The organism is Selenomonas sp. KH1T6 (genome assembly GCF_900108415.1).
In the GTDB taxonomy this organism is placed as follows: domain Bacteria; phylum Bacillota; class Negativicutes; order Selenomonadales; family Selenomonadaceae; genus Selenomonas_B; species Selenomonas_B ruminantium_A.
The window spans coordinates 283,868-305,482 of sequence record NZ_FNWN01000001.1 but is presented as its reverse complement, the minus strand read 5'-3'; the positions used below and the strand labels follow the sequence as shown (position 1 = coordinate 305,482).

At 53.3% G+C, this 21,615-nt stretch carries 25 protein-coding genes; 15 read left to right on the top strand and 10 right to left on the bottom strand.

The annotated features are described in order from the left end of the window. Window position 1: 1 nt before the first annotated feature. Window positions 2-817, top strand: a complete 816-nt coding sequence (gene thiD / locus BLW59_RS01435; protein ID WP_074695500.1) for a bifunctional hydroxymethylpyrimidine kinase/phosphomethylpyrimidine kinase — start codon at window positions 2-4, stop codon at window positions 815-817. A gap of 44 nt (window positions 818-861) precedes the next feature. On the opposite strand, the gene BLW59_RS01430 is transcribed toward thiD, so the two are convergent. Next, window positions 862-1,293 (bottom strand): hypothetical protein, encoded by a 432-nt coding sequence (locus BLW59_RS01430; RefSeq protein ID WP_175463324.1) that lies wholly within the window; start codon window positions 1,291-1,293, stop codon window positions 862-864. On the opposite strand from BLW59_RS01430, the gene BLW59_RS17620 reads away from it, so the two are divergent. The 6 genes from BLW59_RS17620 (at window position 1,256) to BLW59_RS01400 (ending at window position 7,719) form a co-directional block, all read left to right on the top strand. Further along, entirely contained in the window at window positions 1,256-1,600 is a 345-nt protein-coding gene (locus tag BLW59_RS17620) for a hypothetical protein (protein WP_175463323.1), read from the top strand. The two genes, BLW59_RS01430 and BLW59_RS17620, sit on opposite strands and share 38 nt — an antisense overlap. Before the next feature lie 187 nt (window positions 1,601-1,787). Further along, window positions 1,788-2,420 carry a TetR/AcrR family transcriptional regulator gene (locus BLW59_RS01420; RefSeq protein ID WP_074695496.1) on the top strand — a complete coding sequence of 211 codons (633 nt, stop codon included), beginning with the start codon at window positions 1,788-1,790 and terminating at the stop codon, window positions 2,418-2,420. A gap of 340 nt (window positions 2,421-2,760) precedes the next feature. Next, window positions 2,761-2,994 carry an alpha/beta hydrolase gene (locus BLW59_RS01415; protein WP_318258204.1) on the top strand — a complete coding sequence of 78 codons (234 nt, stop codon included), beginning with the start codon at window positions 2,761-2,763 and terminating at the stop codon, window positions 2,992-2,994. A 142-nt stretch (window positions 2,995-3,136) separates the two neighbouring features. Next, window positions 3,137-6,244 carry an ATP-binding protein gene (locus BLW59_RS01410; protein WP_074695494.1) on the top strand — a complete coding sequence of 1,036 codons (3,108 nt, stop codon included), beginning with the start codon at window positions 3,137-3,139 and terminating at the stop codon, window positions 6,242-6,244. A 106-nt stretch (window positions 6,245-6,350) separates the two neighbouring features. Continuing rightward, on the top strand, window positions 6,351-7,490 hold the full coding sequence (locus BLW59_RS01405) for a DUF362 domain-containing protein (protein ID WP_074695492.1): 1,140 nt from the start codon (window positions 6,351-6,353) through the stop codon (window positions 7,488-7,490). Next, the gene (locus tag BLW59_RS01400; protein ID WP_074695490.1) at window positions 7,480-7,719 is read left to right on the top strand and encodes a hypothetical protein; all 240 of its coding nucleotides are present in this window, start codon (window positions 7,480-7,482) and stop codon (window positions 7,717-7,719) included. The genes BLW59_RS01405 and BLW59_RS01400 overlap by 11 nt, the downstream gene beginning before the upstream one ends. Window positions 7,720-7,874: 155 nt before the next feature. Here the strand turns inward: BLW59_RS01400 and BLW59_RS01395 are convergent, their stop codons facing one another. Beyond that, window positions 7,875-8,321 carry an Hsp20/alpha crystallin family protein gene (locus BLW59_RS01395; protein WP_029544275.1) on the bottom strand — a complete coding sequence of 149 codons (447 nt, stop codon included), beginning with the start codon at window positions 8,319-8,321 and terminating at the stop codon, window positions 7,875-7,877. A 204-nt stretch (window positions 8,322-8,525) separates the two neighbouring features. Then, the gene (locus BLW59_RS01390) at window positions 8,526-9,209 is read right to left on the bottom strand and encodes a hypothetical protein (protein ID WP_074695488.1); all 684 of its coding nucleotides are present in this window, start codon (window positions 9,207-9,209) and stop codon (window positions 8,526-8,528) included. A 346-nt stretch (window positions 9,210-9,555) separates the two neighbouring features. Here BLW59_RS01390 and BLW59_RS01385 point away from each other — a divergent pair, with 346 nt between their 5' ends. After that, on the top strand, window positions 9,556-10,488 hold the full coding sequence (locus BLW59_RS01385) for a DMT family transporter (RefSeq protein ID WP_074695486.1): 933 nt from the start codon (window positions 9,556-9,558) through the stop codon (window positions 10,486-10,488). Window positions 10,489-10,495: 7 nt separating this feature from the next. Here BLW59_RS01385 and BLW59_RS18290 read toward each other — a convergent pair whose 3' ends face one another. Beyond that, on the bottom strand, window positions 10,496-10,891 hold the full coding sequence (locus BLW59_RS18290; RefSeq protein ID WP_081348317.1) for a flavodoxin: 396 nt from the start codon (window positions 10,889-10,891) through the stop codon (window positions 10,496-10,498). Window positions 10,892-11,304: 413 nt separating this feature from the next. Here BLW59_RS18290 and BLW59_RS01370 point away from each other — a divergent pair, with 413 nt between their 5' ends. The 7 genes from BLW59_RS01370 to BLW59_RS01340 all read left to right on the top strand — a co-directional run bounded on the left by BLW59_RS01370 (window position 11,305) and on the right by BLW59_RS01340 (window position 15,896). Then, window positions 11,305-11,922, top strand: coding sequence for a flavodoxin family protein (locus tag BLW59_RS01370; protein WP_074695480.1), 618 nt, complete (start codon window positions 11,305-11,307; stop codon window positions 11,920-11,922). Between the two features lie 311 nt (window positions 11,923-12,233). Then, window positions 12,234-12,770: a flavodoxin family protein gene (locus BLW59_RS01365; RefSeq protein ID WP_029544265.1), complete on the top strand. Its 537-nt coding sequence runs from the start codon at window positions 12,234-12,236 to the stop codon at window positions 12,768-12,770. 245 nt (window positions 12,771-13,015) lie between these two features. Next, on the top strand, window positions 13,016-13,822 hold the full coding sequence (locus BLW59_RS01360) for a carboxymuconolactone decarboxylase family protein (RefSeq protein ID WP_074695561.1): 807 nt from the start codon (window positions 13,016-13,018) through the stop codon (window positions 13,820-13,822). 113 nt (window positions 13,823-13,935) lie between these two features. After that, a complete protein-coding gene (locus tag BLW59_RS01355) occupies window positions 13,936-14,295 on the top strand; it encodes an amidohydrolase family protein (RefSeq protein WP_318258212.1) in 360 nt (119 codons plus the stop codon). A 33-nt stretch (window positions 14,296-14,328) separates the two neighbouring features. Beyond that, window positions 14,329-14,529: a 4-oxalocrotonate tautomerase DmpI gene (dmpI, locus tag BLW59_RS01350; protein WP_074695478.1), complete on the top strand. Its 201-nt coding sequence runs from the start codon at window positions 14,329-14,331 to the stop codon at window positions 14,527-14,529. A 14-nt stretch (window positions 14,530-14,543) separates the two neighbouring features. Further along, entirely contained in the window at window positions 14,544-15,098 is a 555-nt protein-coding gene (locus BLW59_RS01345) for a flavin reductase family protein (protein WP_029544258.1), read from the top strand. A 111-nt stretch (window positions 15,099-15,209) separates the two neighbouring features. Continuing rightward, entirely contained in the window at window positions 15,210-15,896 is a 687-nt protein-coding gene (locus tag BLW59_RS01340) for an antibiotic biosynthesis monooxygenase (RefSeq protein ID WP_074695559.1), read from the top strand. A 460-nt stretch (window positions 15,897-16,356) separates the two neighbouring features. Here the strand turns inward: BLW59_RS01340 and BLW59_RS01335 are convergent, their stop codons facing one another. Genes BLW59_RS01335 through BLW59_RS01310 form a run of 6 tightly spaced genes read right to left on the bottom strand, consistent with a single transcriptional unit; the run spans window position 16,357 to window position 21,413 of the window. Continuing rightward, entirely contained in the window at window positions 16,357-17,289 is a 933-nt protein-coding gene (locus BLW59_RS01335; protein ID WP_074695476.1) for a M14 family metallopeptidase, read from the bottom strand. Then, a complete protein-coding gene (locus BLW59_RS01330) occupies window positions 17,286-18,221 on the bottom strand; it encodes a M14 family metallopeptidase (protein WP_318258200.1) in 936 nt (311 codons plus the stop codon). The genes BLW59_RS01335 and BLW59_RS01330 overlap by 4 nt, the downstream gene beginning before the upstream one ends. Beyond that, a complete protein-coding gene (locus tag BLW59_RS01325; protein ID WP_074695474.1) occupies window positions 18,218-18,994 on the bottom strand; it encodes a transglutaminase family protein in 777 nt (258 codons plus the stop codon). Before BLW59_RS01325 ends, BLW59_RS01330 begins: the two co-directional genes overlap by 4 nt. Window positions 18,995-19,025: 31 nt before the next feature. After that, window positions 19,026-19,697 (bottom strand): alpha-E domain-containing protein, encoded by a 672-nt coding sequence (locus tag BLW59_RS01320; protein WP_074695472.1) that lies wholly within the window; start codon window positions 19,695-19,697, stop codon window positions 19,026-19,028. After that, window positions 19,679-20,989, bottom strand: coding sequence for a circularly permuted type 2 ATP-grasp protein (locus BLW59_RS01315; protein ID WP_074695470.1), 1,311 nt, complete (start codon window positions 20,987-20,989; stop codon window positions 19,679-19,681). The genes BLW59_RS01320 and BLW59_RS01315 overlap by 19 nt, the downstream gene beginning before the upstream one ends. Window positions 20,990-21,017: 28 nt before the next feature. After that, window positions 21,018-21,413, bottom strand: a complete 396-nt coding sequence (locus tag BLW59_RS01310) for a hypothetical protein (RefSeq protein ID WP_029544244.1) — start codon at window positions 21,411-21,413, stop codon at window positions 21,018-21,020. Between the last annotated feature and the right edge of the window lie 202 nt (window positions 21,414-21,615).

The following is a 21,615-nucleotide window of genomic DNA, read 5'->3' as shown; positions in this document are numbered from 1 at the left end:
CATGAAAAAAGTATTGACCATAGCTGGCAGCGATTCCGGGGGTGGCGCCGGCATCCAGGCGGATATCAAGACCATGACCATGAACGGGGTCTTCGCCATGAGTGCCATCACGGCCCTGACAGCCCAGAATACTATAGGCGTACAGGGTATCTTTGAGGTACCGCCGGAATTCCTGGCCAGGCAGCTGGACAGCATCTTCACGGATTTGCGGCCGGAGGCAGTGAAGATAGGCATGGTTTCTTCTGCGCCTTTGATTGAAGCCATTGCGGAGCGCCTGGTCTTTTACAAGGCGGAAAACATCGTGGTGGACCCCGTCATGGTGGCCACCAGCGGGGCAAGGCTCATAGCAGAAGAGGCGGTGGAGGCCCTGACGACACACCTCTTTCCTCTGGCTGCCATACTGACTCCCAATATCCCTGAGGCAGAAGTGCTCTGCGGTGGTCACATTGGGACAGTTCAGGATATGGAAGAGGCTGCCGGAGTCATCGGGGAGAAATTCGGCACATCCGTGCTACTCAAGGGTGGTCATGCGGTAAATGAGGCCAATGACCTGCTGTACAGCCAGGGAGAGCTTGAATGGTTCCAGGGCAAACGCATTGATAACCCCAACACCCACGGCACAGGCTGTACTCTGTCCTCGGCCATTGCCTCCAACCTGGCTAAAGGCTTCACTATGGAGGAGGCCGTAAGGCGGGCCAAAGCATACATCTCCGGCGCTTTGGCTGCCGGACTGGATTTAGGAGCCGGCAGCGGCCCCATGGCACATAATTTTGCCCTGACAGGCTGTTTTGCGGAGGAATGCCATAGCAAGGCCTGAAGACATAAAATTGGGAGACAATATCCTTCAATCTTCCTGCATGTTTAGAACTTCACCATATTTTCCTCATCAATCAGCTCGTGCTCTCTGACGTAGGTTTCCCATCCACTCTGCAAGGCTTGCAGTACATCTGTGGTGTCAGCGGAAAGGGCATCTACGTCTTTTTTCTTGTCAAAAATGCCGCTGTCCTTATACTCGGGCTGCGTTTCCTCTCCTACATGTGCCAATTTCTTGTGCTCTTCCGGGTTGAAGTTGTCATCAGGGGCGCGTGAGGCCAGCACATCGCCTGCTGTTCTGGGCTGGGGATCTTCTTTTTTGTCCCCGGCAATCATCTTATCCATGAGCTCAGCTGTTTCCGACAAATGCTGCTGAAGCTGGTCCAGGTAGGTGAAGCCTTGCTTTTGAGGTTCTTCCTGTTTTTCCTTTTCGGTGCAGGTCATGAATGAGGAAAGCGGCGAGAACCGCTTTGTGGCCATGGCTAAATTTCTCTTTGGAGATAAGTCAGAGCTTTCTCCTCAGGAGCCCCTGCTCAGTCATAAGACGGATTTGCATGAGCTGGATCTTTCCCGTGATGCTGCAATATGGATGGGGCACTCGACCTTCTTTATGCAGCTGGGAGGCAGGCGCATTCTCATTCACCCCTGGCAGGAACCATATCAGAGATTGATGCAGGCCAGCCAGGGAAAGGGCTATAAGCTGTTGACGCCGGAAATTGGCGAAGCTGCATACTTGGATGGAGAGCAGCCAAGGCTGTTTGATAACTGGTGGGAGCGCATGCGCTGAGCAGTAAAGCTTGATTGAAAAAGGTCTCAATGTAATTATTTGTCATTGCTGTGAGGCTTTTTTACTAAATGGTGAGGAAATCACAGGGGAGGTATTTTGGATAATTATATTGACGTTGTGTCATTATAGAGACTATAATATGGGTATCTGATGAAGGTAACGTTAGGTCATTCAAAGGAGGAAACAGATGCCCAAAATTTCGGAAGAGGAGATGCAGGCGCGGCGGGAGAGCATTATTGATGCTTGCGCCAAGTTGTATGAGACCATGAGCTTCAAGGATATCACCTTGAAGGAAGTGGGCAAGGTAACCACTTTCAATCGCACAGCCATCTATAATTATTTCAACACCAAGGAAGAAATCTTCCTGGCGTTGCTGCAGAGAGAATATGAGCTGTGGGTGGCAGATCTGAATGGGATGATAGCAGAGCACACCAGCATGAGCCGCAGAGAGCTGGCCGCTGCTCTGTCCCAATCTCTGGAAAAGCGTCAGCGGCTCCTGAAACTGCTGTCCATGAATCACTTCGACATGGAAGAAAACAGCCGTCAAGAGAATCTGGTGGAATTCAAAAGAGCTTATGGCGCTTCCATCAAGGCGGTGCACCACTGTCTGGACAAGTTTTGCCCGGAGATGAGTGAGGAGGAAAAAGTCAGTTTCCTCTATGCCTATTTCCCCTTCATGTATGGGATCTATCCTTATGTGGTGGTGACTGACAAGCAGCGGCAGGCCATGGAGGCAGCAGAGGTGGGATTCAAATATTACTCCATCTATGAGATAAGCTATAACTGTCTGTGCAAACTCCTGGAGGTAGAAAAGCAGTGAACTGCTCCTGGAAAGGGCCAAGACCTGCCTGCAGATGCTGCCGAAAAATTGCACAAAAGTTACCAAAATCCTACTGGAAGGTTGAGTCCTAAAAGAATATTGCACGCAAAAACAGGCCCCGCAGCTTGAGCAGTGCGGGACCTGTTTGCCATTTAGGCAGCATATCCATCGGTGGGATGTCGTCGGGGAAACCGGATTCTTCGAAAAAGTGTAGGCGGAATATGGAGCGTGGCCAAGCGAAGCTAAAATATTGACACTGTGTCATTATTAGAGATATAATAAGGTCATCTGATAGGAGTTAAACGGTGTTGCGCAAAGGCAATTGCTTTGAGTTTCCCCGGTGCATGCTGACCTTACAGGATTGCCGCCCATGCTGATCCAGACTGGCGGCTATGAGCTTTTCCTGGATGAGAACCTGGCCCTGGCCAGAAAGGCTGCTGAGGCAGGAGTGGATATAACCTTGACAGTATATCCCGCCATGTCCCATGGTTTTGCCCTGCTGCTGCCGGAATTGCAGGAAAGTGTGGATTCCTTCAAAGAGATCCGTGATTTTGTCAGACGGCATCTTGATTGAGGGCCTTCATGGCAGACAAGGGGCATCCTTGCAGCTCAGGGGGTCTGACTTCTTTTTGTGAGCAGGGGGAAAGGACTTTGGGGCACTGGCCGCGAAGTAGGAAACAGGCATGTTGATGGCGGTATGACAGGAGAGCGCGGTTATGTGGCAGAAAAATTACGCATACGAAGATATCCCTCAGGCGATAGAGGCCCTGCCGGAGCTGCGGCGGGAATTGGAGAGGCATCCGGCCTCTAAGGATGCCCTGCTGCAGATTTTCGTGGCGGGCTATGGCTGGCAGGAGGCGACTGAGCTTCTTGACAGTCTGGACAGGGAACTGCCGGGGCTGAAGCGGACAGGCTGCTCCGAGTACATTTCCGGTGACATGGAGCATCCGTGCGGGGTCAAGCTGAACCTGCTGGGAACTGAAGAGGCAGAGATTTTGGTGGTGGAGCTGCCCTGTAATCCCGGAGGAGAGGAAGGGGCAGCCAGTCAGCTGAAGGAGATATTGGACAGGCAGAAGCATGTCCGGGGACTGGAACTTTTTCCCGTGAACCCTGCCCTGGCAGTCACCAGGTTCATGGACAGAGTGGTCGAGGGCCGGGAGGAGCTGCCTGTCTTTGGGGCTATGGCCAATACCATCGGCCAGTCCCTGCGGGGAGAGGCACAGGAGAAGGAGGTCTATGCCATAGGCCGGAAACTGCTTTCTTCCGGCTTTGTGGTGGCCATCTACGCCGGGGAGAGGCTGGACGTTTACATGGATTACATCCTGGGCTGGCAGCCTGTGGGCCGGGAGTTTGAGGTGACACTGGGTGAGAGGAAGCCCGTGGGGGAGGGCTGCGTGAAGGAGATTGACGGCAGGCCCGCCCTGGAGGTGTACAAGAAGTATTTTGGCGTGGAATGGGATGAGTTTTTCGTTGTCAATGTCTGTGAATTCCCCCTGATGGTACAGCGGCGGGGCAAGCCCATCTGCATGGTGCCCTTGGCCAAAAGCGATGCAGGGGCGCTTTATTTCTCTGTTCCTGTCTATGAGGGGGAGAAACTCTGCTTTTCCTATGGCACAGAAGAGGAAGTGCTGGGCTCCACCCTGGCGGGCAGTGAGCGCATGAAGGCCTTTGGCCCCGAAGCTGTCTACATGTCCCTCTGCGGCAACCGCCTGCAATTTCTTCAAGAGGAGGCTCATCTGGAGTGGGACTACTACCGCCGCTATTTCCCGGAGCTGGTATACTGTCACGGCCATTTTGAGATTTCCCTGCAAAGGGGACAGGGCGGGGTGCTGAACAGCTCCTTCGTGGCAGTGGGGTTCCGGGAGGGCAAGGCAGGAGAGGGCGCCCCTGCGGAGGTGCATAGCCAGCCCTACCATCATCAAAGCGATGGCATCATCCCCCTGTCCTACCGCATGAGCCGCTTTTTGCACATGGTCACCCATGAGCTTTCGGAAATGGCGGTGGAGGCCGAGGCTGCCAACCGGGCCAAGTCAGCTTTCCTGTCCAGCATGTCCCATGAGATACGCACCCCCATCAATGCAGTGCTGGGCATGGATGAGATGATCCTGCGCGGCACCGGGGAAGATGACACCTACGGCTATGCCAGGGATATCCAGACCGCGGGCCGCAGCCTGCTGGGACTGGTGAACGATATCCTGGACTTTTCCAAGATCGAGGCGGGCAAGCTCTCCATTATTCCCGTGGAATATTCCCCGGCAGACGTCATGCGTGACCTGGTGAACCTGATCCAGAAGCGGGCCGAGGACAAGGGCCTCAGCCTGAAGGTGGAAATGGACCAGGCCATGCCCAAAGTCCTCTACGGGGATGAGGTGCGCCTGAAGCAGATCATCACCAACCTCCTGACCAATGGGGTGAAATATACGGAAACAGGCACCGTGACACTGCGGGCAGGCTTCAAGAAAGTGCAGGAGGGGCAGATTGCCCTGGAAGTGACTGTGGAGGATACGGGCATAGGCATCAAGGCCGAGGATTTGCAGAAACTCTTTGCTCCCTTTGAGCGCATCGAGGAAAAACGCAACCGCCATGTGGAGGGCACGGGGCTGGGCATGAATATCACCCGCCAGCTGCTGTCCCTGATGGGAAGCAGCCTTGAGGTGCGAAGCGTCTACGGGGAAGGTTCTGCCTTTTCCTTCAGCCTGTTGCAGGATGTCATCAGTTGGGCGCCTGCCGGAGATTTCCGTCAGGCGGCGCAGGCCCCAAGGTTGGAGGAAAGGAAGGCCTACAAGGCCCGCTTCACCGCACCTGGAGCCAGGCTGCTGGTGGTGGATGACACCCCCATGAATCTCACGGTGATGAAGGGATTGCTGAAAGCCACCAAAGTAACCGTGGATACAGCCGGGGGCGGCAGGGAGTGCCTGGAGAAGGTCAGGGAAAATGCCTACGATATCATCTTCCTGGACCACCGCATGCCGGATATGGACGGACAGGAAACCCTGGCAGCGCTGCGCCGTGAGCCAGGCAGATGCCGCCCGAAGATGCCGGTGATTGCCATGACTGCCAACAACGTCATCGGCGCCAGGGATATGTATCTGCAGCAGGGCTTTGCCGAGTACCTGCTGAAGCCCGTTGACCCGGAACTGCTGGAGGAACTGGTGGAGCGTTTCCTGCCCGCCGAGCTGATAGAAAAAGAGGGGGCGGTGTCCCAAGAAGACAGTCAGCCCCTGCCGAAAATAGAGGGCATAGAGACAGAGAAAGCCGCCCAGGCCATGGGCAGCCCGCAGCTTTACCTGGAGGTGCTGAAGGAATTTGCCAGGGCTGCCGGGGAGAACGCCTTTGCCCTGGAGAAGTTTGCAGCTGGCGGTGATATTGCAAACTACACCATCAAGGTACATGCTTTGAAAAGCTCTGCCCGCATCATTGGGGCTGGCAGCCTGTCAGAGCTGGCAGCCGGGCTGGAGAGCCTGGGCGACGAGGGTCGGTTGGAGGAGATCAGGCAAAAGACCCCGGCCTTGTTGGCAGATTATCGCAGGCTGGGGGAGAACCTGCATTTTTTGCTGGAGAGTGAGCCTGCAGAAGTAGCTCAGGATAAGCCTCCTCTGGAGGAGGGGCAGCTCACTGAAGCCATGATGGCCGTAGAGGAATTCCTTCGCGTGTTCGACTACGACAGCGCCGCCGAAGTCCTGACTATGCTGAAAGAGTACGCCCTGCCAAAGCAGGTGTCAGAAAACGTGGGGCAGCTCGAGGCCTGCATCGGCAGCTTCAAGCAGGAAGCTGCTCTTGAACTGGTAAAAGAGGTGCTTTCCTGTGGAGAGCATAATGGATAAAGGCGATGAGAAGTGAAATACTGCCTTGACTTGGAGTCCGCTTCAAGTGGTAAAGTGAGAGCAGGATAGTGCGACAGCTTAAACAGCAGCTAAGGAGGTCAATGTCATGAACCGGAAGATGACGCGCAGGAAATTTGTGAAGCTTGCAGGGGCGGCGGTGGCTATGGCTGCTCTGCCTGGTTGTGCTACTTTTGCCGCTGATGCGGTGGAGAAAGACAAGGGAGCCAAAGAGCAGGTGGGGAAGGCGAAAGTGGCCGGCACCGGCGGGGAGCATTATATTCCCTACAGCGAAAGGCAGGGGGCAGAGTCCGTGGTGTACTTCACCCGCGATCTGTCGGCAGCGGGCCTGCTGAAGCTCTATGACAGGGTGAAAGACAACCTGGGCGGCAAGGTCGCCATCAAGCTGCATACCGGTGAACCCCATGGCCCCAATATCATTCCCCGTCCCTGGGTGAAAGAAATGCTGAATAACCGTCTGCCGGAGGGTACCATTATCGAAACCAATACCTACTATGGCGGCGGGCGTGACACCACGGAAAAGCACAGGCAGACGCTGCAAACCAACGGCTGGACTGATTTCGCTGCTGTGGATATCATTGATGCTGACGGCACAGCCATGCTGCCTGTGCCCCATGGCAAGTGGTTCACAGAAATGTCTGTGGGCAAGGATATGCTGAAATACGATTCCTTCTTGGCTCTTACCCACTTCAAGGGCCATGCCATGGGAGGCTTTGGCGGTTCCAACAAGAATATCGGCATTGGCTGCGCCGATGGCAAGATTGGCAAGAAGATGATTCACGCCGGCGATTCAGGCTCCAAGTGGGGTGTGAGCAATGAGGAATTCATGGAGCGCATGACTGAATCCACCCAGGCCACAGTCAGCCATTTCAAGGATAAGATTGCCTTTATCAATGTGATGCGGAATATGAGTGTGGACTGCGACTGCGCCGGAACCTCGGCCCAGCCTGTGGTCACGCCGGATATCGGCATGGTGGCTTCCCTGGACATACTGGCTGCTGACCAGGCTTGCGTAGACTGCGTCTATGCTCTGCCCGAAGAAAGCAAGCATGACCTGGTGGAGCGCATGGAATCCCGCCACAGCATGCGCCAGCTGACTTACATGAAGGAAATGGGCATGGGCAATGACCGCTATCAGCTGGTTGATATTGATAACGGTGACAAGATTATCACGGCAGCCGAGGCCGTGAAGGGTGTCAAAGGCACCTGGGTGCCGGATGGCAACTGATTATCATACTGCAGAATTGACCGTTATGTTTGACGGTCAATTTTTTTGCCCCGACAGGTTGTTTGGCGGCGAAGGGATGGATTTACATAATGTCATCAGGAATTTTCTTGTTCTTGAAATAATATTGACGGACCACGATAAAGCTTGGGGACATATGTTATTTTTGTCAAAACTTCAACGGACGATTTCTGGTATGTCAATTACAATGGAAAACTGGGATATGTCTTAAGTAGATATTTGGATTGAATTGGTTGGGTTATGCTGTATGGCAGTGTACATGTGGGAAAAATAAATTAAAGGCAAAATCCGCCATTCCAAACGGGAAGGCGGATTTTGCCTTATGAGTATTTACGGATATGTGTGAAAAATAGGGAGAGTTGACTGTCAGCCAGCGCAGGAAATAGGAATCTGATGGAGGGCTTCCGGCTGTGCTTGAGCTTTTGGCAGCTGGACTTTCAGTACGCCGTCCTTGAATTCTGCCGTGGCCTTGGAATCATCAATACCGGCAATGTAGAAGGAACGGGACATCTGGCCGTAGCTTCGCTCCCGACGTAAATATCTGCCTGCCTCATCCTGCTGGTCATTGTTTTCCTCCCTCTGAGCGGAGAGGGTCAGGTAGTCGTGTTCGTAGCTCAGGGTTATATCTTCCTTTTTGAGGCCGGGAAGATCGGCGGTAAGTTCATAGGCTGTGCCGTTGTCTTTGACATCGACTTTGAAGCCAAGGCTGTTTGCGGTGGTTAAGGGGGTATCAAAGGCATCCCACAGGCGATTGAACAAGCTGCCTTCTCTCATGAGCTCATTACTTGATGCAAATGGAACCAGACCAAACATAGTGATCAATCTCCTTTCACGGATGTTTAACTTTGTCTGCTAAGGGGGAACCCTCTATCTGAGTTCCTTTTCCCTTTGCAATTATTATTATACCCCCTAAAGGTCAAAAAGTCAATAGGTCAAAAAGAAGAATATTTTTAGAGATACATCGTAGGTGCTGTGATGAAATGCTTTCACGTTTCATCACAGCACCTTTTTTGTATGCTATATAGTTTTCCAAACTATGTCTCTGGCACCGGGCGGCATTTTTACCTGATTATTGTATGCTATGCTCTGGGCTGTGGCTTCGGCCACTTCTTCGGGGGTGGAGGCAGGATTTTTGCGAATTTCGTAAACTTCGTGGGATGCTTGCTTTATGGCGTAGGAGTTAGGGGTGTGGAACTGCAGCTCAGTCTTTACCCAGGCAGGGCTTAAAAGCTGTACATTGATGCCTTGATAGAATTTGCCTCCCCAGGCATTGTGGAATTTCACCACCTGATAGCCGCTGTCTGTGAGCTTCTGCATGGCCTCAGGTACTTGACAGCTGTAATCCTCATCTCTTATGACCAAAGTGTAGCGCAGTACATCGCTGATGCTGTCAGCAGCCTGTGCCAGATTAACATTGTCCTTTATCGCATCGGCTAATATCTTTTGCATCAGTCTGTCTTCTGCCTTTATGCGATGGGGGAGGCCGGTAAGATAGGCGCCGTTTACCTCCAGCGCCCTGACATCTCTGGTAACGTCAGGCTCAGCGGCCTGGGCCTCGGCAATCAGGCTCTGGGCTAGAACCGTCATAGTCATGACCGCTACTGTCGTGAGCTTGGTCAGGGAGTGGCGGACGTATTGCAAGTATATGCTGTGTGCAACATTATCGGATATGTTTTTGCTGATCTTCTTTATTTGTTTCATGTCTGTTCCCTCCAGTCTTGGTAGGTCAAGCCCTGTGAACAAGATAAAGTGTACCAGAAGTATATGGAAAGAATATGGTTGACTTTGAAAACTAAATGAAAGTTTATAAGCAGGAATGCAAAGCGAAATATAGAACTATTACATTAGTGATGCGGTGTGGAGGCTTGAGGTTTTGCAGTGCGCACCGCAGTTGGTCACGGAAGAACAGACTATGGAACAGATGCGTATACTGGAAGATGCCGGGCAGGAATTGGTATAGGTGGAGATGTATGAAGATTGCTTTACTTTTGGGGGGAGGTGTAATAAGATAGGAAGCGAAAGCTTATTTTGAAATGGAGAATACACGTTGCGAAATCTAATTATTGGCTCTATGCTGCTGTCCTTGGCAGGAAGCATCTGGGGAGCTATGTTCATTGCTGTTCGCCTTACGGTGGGGGTAATCACACCTGTGGCGCTGGTGTGGATGAGGTACGGGGTTGCTTTGGTGCCCCTGGTGCTGATCATGCTCCATCAGAGAATTTCATGGAAAATAGAGCGCAAGGACTGGAAATTGATGCTTGTTGCGGCTTTGACTGGGCAGACAATATCCATTGTCACTCAGGAATCCGGCACAATGCTGACTTCAGCGCAGATGGGCTCGGTGATAACAGCAGCGACACCGGCATTCATGGTGGTTTTTGGCTGCCTGATGCTGCATGAGCGGTTCAATTTGAGTCGACTGATGTCTGTTATCCTGGCCACTGCAGGTGTACTGCTCATAGTGGTAGACCCGGAAAATCTTCAGACTGGCAGTTTGCTAGGGGGAATATACCTCTGTATAGCGGCAATCACTTGGGCCTTGATGTCCATACTCTTGAAGATGCTCAGCCACTACTCTGTTTTTGCCCTGACGTTCTATGGCGTGCTGATATCATTTACGGTGCTGACTCCCTATGGGCTTTGGTGGCTTTTTAACGAAGCTGACTTGAATGCGATGGCTATGCCGCAAATATGGGGTTCGGTGCTCTATGTGGGTGTTGTTTCAACTACAGCAGGCTTTGTTCTATGGAGTAAAGGCCTGACTTACATGGATGCTTCCATCGGTGGACTGTTCATGTTTTTCCAGCCGGTGGTTGGAACTATCCTTGGGTACTGGTTACTGGATGAAGCTATGACCAGATACTTCCTGCCTGGTTTTGCGCTTATTTCAATCGGTGTAGTGCTGGCCATGAGAGGCGGCAACACAACAGCAGAAGAAAAACTGGCGCGTAGCCGCAAAAATGGGGTACTGTATGAGTGAAAACAACTTATGCAGCACCCCATTTACTTATGTCCTGTTCTGCGCTTGGGTAGAGATAACTTGCTGATGTCATTGAGGTAGTCCGTGATTTTCTGCCTTGCGGCCGGAATATCGCTGCTGTAGATATCCAGAGATAGCTTTCTGGGAATTTGGCCTGTGTTGCTTTATGGAGGGCCTTGAGGCTCTCGCCTATACCGCTGCCGCCGTGGGTTACGATAGGGATAAGTGTCTTTCCTGTCAAATCATATTGCTTCAAGAAACCTTCTACGGCCATTGGCAGTGTATTCCACCAAAGCGGGTAGACAAGAAAAATCACATCATTGAAGCGAACAGGCTCATCAGAAAGATGACATGGACAAGATTTATCCTGCCTATCGTGAAGCAGATGTAGTAGTTCTTGCATCGCCGCTATACTACTGGAATCTAAGCGGATAGCTCCGCACGGCCTTTGACCGTTTATTTGCAGTGGCAGAGTGCGACCCCCATTATGCAAATCCCAAGAAGGATTCTGTCCTCCTCATGGCAGCGGGGGGATGGCTTCGATGATGCTCTTGGGTATTATTATCAGAACCTTATGAAGCATCTGGGGTGGAAGGAACTCGGCCAGAAGGGAGGTAAAGAGTCAAGTGCAGCGCTATCTATTTTGGGTAAAATATGCCAGTACTTCTCTTTATCGGCGGTTCTGTAGATGAAGAATGGAATATTTAGCTGAAGGTTTATGCAATGCACGGAAAAGCTTTTTCCTGGCGGAAAATTTTGGTAAAATGTTACTGAGGGTAATTCCTAGGAAAATGTGTATTTTAGGGAGTGTTTGCAATGAAAGTCATGATGGTCAACGGTTCTCCCCATCCCCAGGGCAATACGGCAATGGCTTTGCAGGAAATGAAGCAGGTCTTTGAGGGAAATGGTGTAGAGGTCGAAATGGTTCAGGTGGGCAATAAGGCTGTTCGTGGCTGCATAGGCTGCCGGGCCTGCGCTCAGAAGGGGAAATGTGTCTTTGATGATATCGTCAATGAAACCGCGCCCCTGTTTGCTGAGTGTGATGGCCTGGTGGTGGGCAGTCCAGTCTACTATGCTTCAGCCAATGCTACCTTGGTCGCTTACCTGACCCGCATGTTCTTCAGCACCAGCTTTGACAAGACCATGAAGGTGGGGGCAAGTGTAGTGGTGGCTCGGCGTGGCGGTTTGTCGGCAACTTTTGATGAGCTCAATAAGTTCTTCACCATCTCGGGTATGCCCATTGCAGCCAGTCAATACTGGAATAGTGCCCATGGGGGAGCGCCGGGCGAGGCTGCGCAGGATGCTGAGGGCATGCAGACCATGCGGACACTGGCGCGTAATATGACATTCCTGATGAAGAGCATCCATCTGGGCAAGGAGCAGTTTGGCTTGCCGGAAAAAGAGCCGTGGCAAGCCACTAACTTTATTCGCTGATTGGCGGCGAGGCTTCGGCTGCTGGCTTGTGCCATAGGATTGAGGGAAAATGACCGTTATGTAGGCGGTCATTTTTTTACGGATGATATTGACATTGTGTCATTATAAATATATAATAGTCAGCAAGAAAGATTACATGGTGTCATTTATTTACAGGAGTGGTGTGTGTGAATAGACGAGAGTTTTTGAAAGTCACCACTGCGGGCGCTATAACCTTGTTTTTGTCAGGCTGCGGTCTGTCAGCCTTGACTGATGGCGGGCCTAAGAAAAATGTGGTGCCGGAAAAAGGAAGCGTGTCGGGGGGAACAAAAATGAAAATTGTCGTGATTACCAGCAGTCCACATCCCAAAGAAGAATCAACCTCAATTTACCTGGCGGACAGGTTTACCGAGGGGGCCAGAAGTGCTGGCCATGAGGTCTTTACCTTTGATGCAGCCCATGAGGAAACGCATCCCTGCCAGGGGTGTGACAAATGCGGCATGGACGGCCCCTGTATCTTTAAGGATGCCATCGAAAATAAGCTGATGCCCAAGATGCTGGAGGCTGATCTTATTGTGCTGACGACACCTCTTTACTATTTCGGCATGTCGGCGCAGCTGAAAGTCATCGTGGACAGATTCTATTCCCGCACGGGAAAATTGCATGGCAAGAAATCTATCATGATGGCTACGGCCTACAACAGCGCTGACTGGACGATGGAGGCGCTGGTCAATCACTATGAAACACTGGTACGCTACATGGAATGGCAGGATGTGGGCCAGGTGATGGCCACCGGCTGCGGGGCACGTTCCTTGGTGGAGAAATCTTCCTTTGCCGATATGGCGTATAAAATTGGGGCTGCGTTATAACCTGGCATGGGCTAGGGCGTGTTGATTAAACATATCCTTGCGACAGAAGCGGGCAATCAGCGGGCGGAATATCTGTGCTCTCGAAAATTTTGCTTGACTTGAAGTGAACTTCAAGTGCTAGAGTGGCAGTCAGAGGGTGAAAGGAGCAGGAAAAGGAGACCTGGATGAAGAAAAAAATCATCGCGGCAGGACTAGCAGCCGCAACTTTTATGACAGTGAATTTATTTACCGTGGAGGCAGCAGCAATGGGAGATACGAATAAACGTGCAGCAGTGAAGGTAACACAGACGGCAGGACGGCAGCAGCTCGGTGAGTTTGCTCCGGACTTTGCCCGTTATAATGACGATATCCTCTTTGGCGAGGTCTGGTCGAAGAACGATGTTTTGTCCTTGCATGACCGCAGCATTGTGACGGTATCGGCGCTGGTAGCCAGCGGGATGGTGGACAGCTCCCTGAAATATCATTTGCAGTCGGCCAAGAAGAATGGTGTCACCAAAGCAGAAATGGCTGAAGTCATCACCCAGCTGGGCTTCTATGCCGGCTGGCCCAAGGCCTGGGCGGCCTTCAATCTGGCGAAAGAGGTTTATAACGAGCCGGCAGCTGAGAATGCGAAAACGAATGGAAACGCTGGTATGGATCTGGCAGCCATCCAGGCAACCAGCATGTTCCCGGTGGGCGGTGAAAATGTCAACTATGCCCAGTATTTTGACGGCAAGAGCTATCTCAATATGATTTCCACCGAGCAGGTGGTCATCGGCAATGTGACCTTTGAGCCGGGCTGCCGCAACCATTGGCATATCCATCATGCTGACAAGGGTGGCGGGCAGATGCTTCTGGTCACCGCCGGACGTGGCTGGTATCAGGAGTGGGGCAAGCCGGCGCAGGAGCTGAAGGCCGGTGATGTGGTGCATATCCCTGCTAATGTCAAGCACTGGCATGGCGCGGCCAAGGATTCCGCCTTCCAGCATCTGGCAATAGAAGTGCCGGGAGAGAATGCTTCCAGCGAATGGTGCGAACCGGTAGAGGAAAAAGAGTATAATAAGTTGCCGTAAGAGGCAAAAGGGAGAGCTTGCTTGAGGCAGGCTCTTTTTGCTTGCGAAGGGCTGTTCTTACTTTGAAGGTTGTTCCAGGTGACAAAAATTGAAGCTGGCTTCATAAATAATAGCTGGCACGCTATCCCCAGGTGCGGGTGGTGGTGCCGCATTGCGGTTCCTTCCTGCCCTATATGAAGCAAAGAGCCAAAGCGATGTTCCAGATGCTGGCGGGCATGAAGATGATGGAGCCGGTGGATATGGAACAAAGCATTGGCAGCCTGTACTTTGACCTGGCCGGCGATCCCACGCCGGATGCCCTGCCCATGCTGCTGCAGATAACAGACCAGGAGCACATTCTCTACGGCAGTGACTATCCCTATGTGCCCGCCAGGGCCTTGCTGGGCAAAAAAGCCGCCCTGGATCAGGAGCTGGCAAATCGGGGCTGGCTGGAGCAGGTATATTGCCAAAATTCACAAAGGTTAATTCATTAAGTTAAAGAAGTTTGCCAAAAGGAGTGCATCAAAATGCCATTTATTGCTGTAAAGACCGCCAAAGCAACGACGGAACAGAAAGCCAAATTGATTGCCGACATCACGAGGGTAGCCAGTGAGGATTTGGGCATGCCTCCTCAGGCGTTTTTCGTGCTGGTGGAAGAAAACGAGCCGGAAAACTGGGGTGTGGGGGGCAAGACGCTGCCCCAGATAGCCGCTGAGAAGAACAAGTGAGAGGAGCTTCAGCCATGAAGAAAGATATCGGTTCAGTACTTGGTTTATATCCTACGCCGCTGGTGGTTGTGGGGGCTATGGTGGGCGGCAAGGCCAACTGGCTGCTGGCCGGACATGTGGGCATCATCGGTCATGACCGGGTGATGGTGAGCATGGCCAAGCCCCATTACACCAATAAGGGTGTGAAGGAAAACAGGGCTTTGTCCTTGAATATTGTCAGCGAAGCCATGCTGCCGGCGGCTTCCTATGTGGGCAAGGTCAGCGGTGCCAAGGTGGACAAGTCGGAAGTGTTCGCCTATACCACAGGGGAATCCGGCGCCCCTCTGCTGACCGAATCTCCTCTGACCATGGAATGCAGCGTGGAAGATATTTACGAGACGGAAACCTTTGAAAGCTTCATCCTGAAAATCGACCACACCTTTGTGGAAGAAGATAAGCTCACGGAAAAGGGCAAGATTGACTACCGCAAGCTGCAGCCCATTCTCTTTGAAATGCCTACTTATGAGTATGTGAAAACAGGAGAAGTGCTGGGCAAGTGCCTGGGCTTTGCGGAACAGTATCAGAAATAAGAGAAGGGAGCGTGTTTTGCCGTGAGTGAGAAAAGGAAAGGCGAGAAGAAAATGATGGATTTCAAATTGAATCTGAAAAAGACGATGTTGTTGGCCTTGGGAGGAATTTTTATGGCAAGTTCCCTGTCATTTGCTCAGCCTATCCGCACGCCGGAAGGGAATATGCCCATGGTTCACTGGGCGATGCTGGAAAGCACTCCCAGCAATATGCAGGCCATGGGTGAAATCGGCGCTCGTACCGTGGCGCCGCAAACTGCCAAGGAGACTGGCACCTATGCGCTCTATGGTGCTATCGATGCAAAGAATCACGACCTGATGCGCTTGCTGGAAATCTATGAAAGCTACGAGGCTTACCGCATCCATAGCACCAGCGAGGCTTTTCAGGATTATCGTGCGGCACGGCTGCCGATGCTGAAGAGCCTCAAGATATTGGAGGCTAATGGCATCGCTCTGGAACAAAAAACCAGTGGCGTAGCAACGGTGGTCTTTATGCATCGCTATGAGGTCAAGCCGGAAAACCTGGCTCAGTACCAGGCACTGGCAAAGCAGGAGGCAGTCCGTGCCGTCAGAGATGAGGCAGGTGTGCTGGGCATGTTTGTAACGTCAGAGCACGACAGGCCCAATGTGATCCATACCATGGAAATGTACGAAGATCAGGCAGCATATGAAAAATATGCAGGCTCTGCTGCCTACAAGGACTTCCAAAAGCAGGCCAAGGGATTTTTCGTAAATGTTCATGAGGTGGTCAATCTTCCTGCCAAGATTACGTTGAGCCAGAAGGGCTTCCGCCATTTCTGAGACTTGGCACGGTACAATCTGACTGATTCAAGCAGCCCTGCGGAACAAAATAATTCTGCACTAAACCTAACCGTATAATCAATGAAGCCCTCCTATGCGTTAAAATTGAGAAAGAGGATTTTTTCGCGAAGGGGGCTTTGTTCATGATGAAACGCAGAGACTGGCTTAGGAAAGCACAAAAACGTTTAATTCATAAGCATGATCGTGGTATTGTGGACTTTTTGAGAATTAGCTATCACTTTTTTTGCAGAACTCTGCACATGGTTCAACCAGATGGCAGAACCGCGTGCAAAGGGCTATTGCCAGTATAAATTCTAGAAGCAAAGCTGGTGGTAGGTCCGTTAGTACTAAGCATAGGCACAGAGTTCATTGAAAATGAACATGAAAATGTCACGAAGCAGGACTGTGAGCAGCGGGCAGCCAAGCGGCTGATGGCTAGGCTGAAATGTGATAGTGAAATTCAGCTGGGAATCAGTCGGAAGACGATGGTCTGGGCGGCTATGATCTGGGCGTGGCGGGCGAAGAAGATGGTGCCCTTCTGGGGGGCGCGTATTTCTTCCAGCACCGTTGCCGTATAGGGATCGACGATGTTGGCAATGATTTCGCCAGCCTGTACCTGGCTTGAAGTGGGGCGGCAGTGCAGCAGGATGCCGCCGCAGGTGTTCCTGATGGTGACGAGGTTTTTCTCACTGACGGCCTGGGTGGCTTCGCCTTCGGGCAGAGGCACGTCTTTCAGGAAACCGTGCCTTGACAGGAAGCGCAGGATGCTGTCGGTAGCTTCCTGGGCGCTTTTCTCGTCTATGAAATCCGTGGCCTTGGTGTAAAGGGAAAAAGTGCGGGTTTCCCAGACCTGCCAGTTGTAGTTCAAAGTGGTTGTGTCGTAGGGGCGGGGCTTCCTGGTGATGAGGTAGGGCAGCCCGAAGTCCAGTCCTTCTGCATTTTCCTGCCAGCCCGTATCCATGATGCGGATATGGGGGATAAAATCTCCCGACAGGTAAAGGCTGGTCAGGTGGATGCCGTAAGTATAGCCCTTCAGGGCCTCAAAGATTCGCCAGGCCAGCCGCTGGGTAGTTTCGCCCTTGTCATAGCCCGGGAACATGCGGTTGATATCCGTATTGTCCAGGGGCCAGAAACGCCGGCTGACATTCATGGAGAACTGTCCGGCACAGGGAATGACCAAAAGGCCGCAGTCTCCGGTGAGTTTACCCTCTGCCTCCAGGCGAGTGAGCTCTTGCACCAGTTTGGCTGCCGTATACATCTGCTGGAACTCGTCGCCCCTGATGGCGCCCATGACCGCCAAGGTCTTTTCCTCTGAGCCGAAGAAATAGCCATAGACCGGGATGGGCTGGCGGTAGGGTTGGGCGTCGATGGTGAATAAGGTTTTTCTCTTCATAGGGCGCCTCCCAGGATCCTGGCAATCAGTGAGCCTTCATTGACCACGGGATATTCCCGCAGGGTGAAGATGAGACCGCTGGCGGGGCTGTGCAGTTCCTCCCTGACGCCGCCGCTCAGTGGGTCGGCGATAAGTCCCAGGAGCTGTCCCTCTTCCACCCGCTCTTCGTGCCGTACCCGGGGAATGAAGATGCCCGAGGTGTTGGCGTTGACAAAGGCCACGTTGCCGTCTGTGCTGACGATGGGAGGCGCTACCGGGGGACAGGGCTCCTCCAGCATGAAAAGCTGGGACATGACAGAGAGGATGCCCGTGATGAGCTGGTCGCCGTAACTTTTGGTGATTCTCATGCCCACGCCCATTTCCACCACGAGAGTGGGAGTGCCAAGGGAGTTGAGACTGTAGGCCAGAGTGCTTTCCAGCACCGTGGCTGCACTGTGTACCCAGAGGAAATTCATGTTCAGGAACTTCGCCAGGGGAAGCAGCGTCTCGGCGCTTTGCTCATTGATGCGCACCTGGGGTATCTCCCGCAGGAAGATATTGCTGGCATGGATGTCAATGCAGAGGTCAGCCCCGGCGATATCCTCGATGATGCCGCCAGCGATGTATTCGTACATGGTCTCCTCGCTGCTTCCGGGAAAGATTCTGTTCATGTCCAGGTCAAAGCCCGGCAGTCCCCGGTAAATGGTGCTGATGCCCAGTGGGTTCAAGGCAGGGTAGATGTCCACCGTGCCCCGCAGGAGCGGCTGCCTTTTCTTCAGCACTCTGGCCAGCTGCCAGGCTACATACTGGCCCTCCAGCTCATCGCCATGGGTGCCGGTCACTATGGCCAGGCGGCGCTTTTTGGGTTCTGCGCCCTCGATGCGGTTCTTATGTATCCTCAGGGTCTCGCCCACAGGCAGGTGGGCAGATACCACTTCCTCTATCATGTTCATGCCACCGTCACTTTCATGAATACAGTCTGCGTCTGGTCAGCTCCCCCTGTGAACATGCCACGTTCCAGGGGACAGTCACTGTAATCCCGGCCCACGCAGAATTTCAGGTAGCTCTCATCTGCGGGGCAGTCCCGGGTGGGGTCAAGGCCGTACCAGAGGCCGTCTTCCCAGACTTCAGCCCAGGCATGGCTGGCCCCTTCGCCTATGGGCAGGCCGCTGACATACCGGGCGGGAATCTTTGCCAGGCGGCAGAGGGCCAGGAGCACATGCACATAATCCTGGCAGACTCCCAGTCCCAGCCGGAAGGCTTCCCCTGCGGAGGTGGAGACATTGGTATGGCCCGGCACATAGGTGAAATGCTGGTGAACACGGGCAGAGAACAGCTGCGCCGTAGCCAAGGGGCTGCCCTTTTTAGGCAGGGCGGCAAAGAATTCTTCTATTTCCCTGGTGGGCTGGGTGAGGGGAGAAGGATAGAGATAAAAGGGAGCAGCCTCCGACTTCTCCCGCAGGGAATCGTCACGGCAGCTCCGGCCTTCCAAAGTGTAGCGGAAGACCTCATGCTTTTCCTCTATCCTGCCTGCGCAGTATGCATTGCCAAAAGCATCTTTCCCCCGGCTGGTCACGGCGCAGTGGGGCAGAAGTGTCAGGTTTTGCGTCTCGATTTGCTGCTCCGGGGCTTCGGCAGGGAGGCAGCGCAGGAGGAACTCATGTTCCGCGACAGGCTGGGAAAATTTCAGTTCGGTGTCAAAGTAAAAATCCAGAGAACGCCCCATGGCAGTTCGCCTCCTTTCTTTTGCTACGAAATCATAGTGAGAAAAGCTGCTCAGCAGCTGCCAGCAGCTTCTGCTTGTCTGAGTCGCTGTAGGGTTCGGACAGGTTTTCCAGCACCTGCAGGCAGCCGGGGAAGGCGGAAAGCCTGGCTCTCCTGGTGCGGTAGAGCAGGCGTCCCACTTCGGTGGGAACCCGCTCCAGATGCCAGCCCAGGCGCAGGTACAGGCTCAGCCTTTCTACGCTGGCGCCGCATTTGATGATGTTCCGCACTTCGATATCGGCAATGCAGTCATCATAGCAGCCCCGGAAGGCCATGATGTAGTCGATGGTGCGCTGCAGGGGCAGGGTGGGGGAGAGGCTGCCGACGCCGCTTTCCATGGCAGTCACAGCCAGCTCCAGGTAGGACAGGGTGCGGCTGCCGATGGTCTCCCGGAGCATCATGCCGTTGCCCAGCATATTGTCGGCGGCGGTTCGCAGTGATTCGGGATTGGTGCCGTCAAAGACATAATCCTGAAGGAATTCCTCTGTGCTGAGATAGGGGTAGGAGATTTCCAGGGCCCGGCAGAAGTCCTTGCAGTCCGGCGGCACGCCGTCAATCATCTTGTCGTACCAGTCCCAGAGATAGGTGAGAGTGGCAGCGACCCGTTCGTAGTAGCGTCCCAGCCAGAAGAGCCGGGATGCCTTGCTCAGTGGCATAGAATCCATGTATCCTTGAAACCTCCTCCTTGTGACGAGTTGACAACGAAGCTGTCGGGATTGCGGGAAAAACGGGTCAGGCCGCTGGGCCAGACCACGGGGCTTTCTGCTGTGAGCACAAAGGCCCTGAGGTCCGCCTTGCGTTCGACTGTCGTTTCTCCTTCGGAAACCGGCAGGTCCTGGAAGTCCACTACTTCCTGGGCGATGAAGCGGCGGGGCGCAGCCGTGATGGCCTTCTTCAGTTCCTCCAGTTTTTGCTGAGTGAGGTTGCTGCCGAAGATGACGCCATAGCCGCCGGCCTCTGCCACATCCTTGATGACCAGCTGGTGGGCATGGGACATGACATAGGCGAAATCCTCCGGGAAATAGGGCAGGTAAGTGGGGGCGTTATGCAGTATGGGCTCCTCTCCCAGATAATAGGAAATCATGCGGGGGACGAAGTAGTAAATGCCCTTGTCATCCGCCACGCCGTTGCCGGGGGCATTGATGATGGCCACGTTGCCTGCCATATAGGCATCCATGAGATTTGGTATGCCTATGAGGGAGGAGGCTTCGAAGAACAGCGGGTCGAGATATTCATCGCTGACCCGGCGGTAAAGGGCTCCCACCTGAGTAGCGCCGCAGCTGGTGCGGCAGTAGAGCCTGCGGTTTTCCACGAACAGGTCGCCGCTCTCTGCCAGCACAGCCCCCGCCTGTTCCGCCAGATAGGCATGCTCGAAGTAGGCGGCGTTGTACCTGCCGGGGGTGAAGATGACATTGATGCCTCCCGTGTTGACATGGTCCATGGTGTGCTTCAGGAGCTTGCCGTAGTCCCGGTTGTCCAGTACCCTGTGCTGCTGGAAGGTGGCGGGGCTGCAGCGGCGGCAGAGAGCCCTGGCTATCAGGGGATAGGAGGCCCCTGAGGGAATGCGCAGATTATCCTCCAGCACATACCACTCGCCGTCCTTGCCCAGCACCAGGTCGATGCCAGAAATATGGCTGTAGCAGCCGTGGGGCGGGGTGATGCCCTCGCATTGGGCCAGATATCCCGGGGAACGGTAGACAAATTCCTCTGGTACTACCTGGTCTTTGATGATTTTCTTCTCGTGGTAGATGTCGTAGAGAAAATTGTTCAGGGCCACCACCCGTTGGGCCAATCCCTGCTCCAGCTGCCGGAATTCCTCTGCCCCAATCATGCGGGGATGGGGGTCAAAGGGAAACAGCCGTTCGTTGAAGCTGCCCTCCTTGTAAATCCCGAATTTCACGCCATAGCGGGCCAGTTGTTCATTTATTTCGTCTTTGTGTGCCAGCAATGCTTCCATGAATCTCCCTCCTCCCGGCGGTATTTTGTCAGGCCCTGGCCTTGGCACGTTCTTCCAGCAGCTGGGCTTTGGTATAGTCGTAAATCACTCCGTACTGCAGCCAGCTGTCGATGGAGTCGATGATGATTTCCATCATGACATGGGCGCTGAGCTCCAGGTTGCTGATGGAGCAGATGAGAATCTGCTCACCTGTCTTGACATGCTGGAAGTGTATGTCAAGCTCGTAGGGATGGATGGCCAGGATGTAACAGTTATCAGTGGCTGCCTCAGTCAGCTGCAGGATGCCAGGGGAGGCTTCACTGGCTGGGGCGAAGCCGAACTCCTGCAGGCGTTCCATCAGCACGGGCTTCACATTATGATGAAAGGCCTCATTGGCTTTGTCACGGTGTGCTTCAAGTTCGGAGAATAAAGGGAATGAGCGCATATTACCAATTCCTTTCTGGCGGGAAATTTCGGCAAGAAAAAAGGCGCCAGGCAGCTGGGGATATACCCCTGCTGCTGGACGCCTTTGTCCTGCCTTCGACAGATTTGCATCAATAGCGTGTGCGTGTGAAAACATTTTGTGAAATAACATTGTGAAGGAGAGAAAAAGCCCAAACGAATCATCACAATCCGTTTGGGCTCCG